Below are 1,497 nucleotides of genomic sequence, written 5' to 3' on the forward strand. Positions count from 1 at the left end.
GTACCGAAGAGGTACAGGATCAGGTCCTGGTCCAGGGTGATGCGGCCGAAGTCCATGGCCACCGTGGTGGTGGTCTTGTCCCCGGTGTGGGTGAGGTCGTCGATGCCCGCGGACGCGGACGTCATGACGGCCTCGGTGCGCAGCGGGTTGATCTCGGAAACCGCGCCCACGAACGTGGTCTTGCCCACGCCGAAGCCACCCGCCACCACGATCTTCGCGGACGTGGTGGAGCGGGTTGTTGCTCCACTGCTAGAGCTTGCGAAGTCCACTGAGCACCCTCTCGAGCAGTGTCACGTCAGGCTGACCGCCGGCGTTCTCGTCGCCGCCGGGCTGGTGAATGGCGACGAGCCCGGCTTCCGCCAGGTCGGCCACGAGAATCCGGGCCACGCCGAGCGGCATGGAGAGCAGGGCCGACACCTCGGCCACCGACTTGACCTCGCGGCACAGGTGGCAGATGCGCTGGTGCTCGGGGAGCAGCCCCATCAGCTGCGCCGGGTCGGCCGTCGTGCTCACCAGCGCCTCTATCGCGAGCTGGTAGCGGGGCCTTGTCCGGCCGCCGGTCATCGCGTAAGGACGCACCAGCGGCTGGTCGCCTTCAATGCCGTACGACGCGTGAGAGCCGTACGGGTCGTGAGAGGCGTTGGGCGGGGTCATGGATCCTCCGGGCGGGACAGCAGGTGGTCTGCGTGCCGTCTGATAGAGCCGGTGGGGGGCACCAGGGTGGCCGGACGGTGGTCAGTACGTTCGGTCGGTGGGGCGGCCGATGGAGAAAAGTCAGTGCAACAGGCTGCCCTGCAGTTCGGCGCGGAGGTCCGGGGTGAGGACGGCGCCCGCGCGGTCGACGAGGAGCGCCATCTCGTATCCGACGAGGCCGATGTCGCACTCGGGGTGTGCGAGCACGGCCAGGGACGAACCGTCGGAGACCGACATGAGGAAGAGGAACCCCCGCTCCATCTCCACCACGGTCTGGGTGACGGCCCCGCCCTCGAAGATCCGGGAGGCTCCGGCGGTGAGGGAGGTCAGACCCGATGCCACCGCGGCCAACTGGTCGGCGCGGTCACGCGGGAAGCCCTCGGACATCGCCAGAAGGAGGCCGTCGGCGGAGACCACGACCGTGTGGGACACCCCGGGGGTGTTGTCCACGAAGTTCGTGATCAACCAGTTCAGATTCTGTGCCGCCTGGCTCGGACTCAACTAACGCTCCTGCTGGTGAGTGGGGAAGCTGCCGGTCTGGCCGGTACCGGCCTGCCGACCCTGCTGGATGCCCCGACGGAGATTCGTCAGCCGGCCGCGCACGTCGTCGGGCGCACGCGAGACCTGCGGACCTGTGCTGTCCTGCTGCTGCTGTGCGGTGCCCGCGACGAGGTTGGCTCGCGGGACGCGGCGCGGCAGGCCGGATGTGGTGACGCCACCGGCGGACGGCTGCCGGACGCGCTCGGCCTGGCGGCCGTGCTGGTCGTTTTGCGAAGTGCGCCAGTTGTCGTGTCTGTTGTTCTT

3 protein-coding genes and 1 pseudogene are annotated in these 1,497 nt (G+C 68.9%); all 4 read right to left on the reverse strand.

The genetic code is table 11. The annotated features are described in order from the left end of the window. Window positions 1–269, reverse strand: a 269-nt coding sequence (locus ACQKIP_RS47205) for an ATP/GTP-binding protein (protein ID WP_427745836.1), incomplete at its 3' end; no start/stop codon positions are given. Further along, complete coding sequence (locus ACQKIP_RS47210; protein ID WP_190084712.1) at window positions 250–654, reverse strand: DUF742 domain-containing protein; 405 nt, start codon at window positions 652–654, stop codon at window positions 250–252. The genes ACQKIP_RS47205 and ACQKIP_RS47210, both read right to left, overlap by 20 nt. A gap of 120 nt (window positions 655–774) precedes the next feature. Further along, on the reverse strand, window positions 775–1,194 hold the full coding sequence (locus ACQKIP_RS47215; RefSeq protein ID WP_098244998.1) for a roadblock/LC7 domain-containing protein: 420 nt from the start codon (window positions 1,192–1,194) through the stop codon (window positions 775–777). Beyond that, window positions 1,195–1,497 (reverse strand): annotated as a pseudogene (locus ACQKIP_RS47220) (hypothetical protein); the annotation flags it as partial. It lies immediately after the preceding gene.

The organism is Streptomyces sp. NPDC059900, assembly GCF_050270335.1.
Taxonomy (GTDB): Bacteria; Actinomycetota; Actinomycetes; order Streptomycetales; family Streptomycetaceae; genus Streptomyces.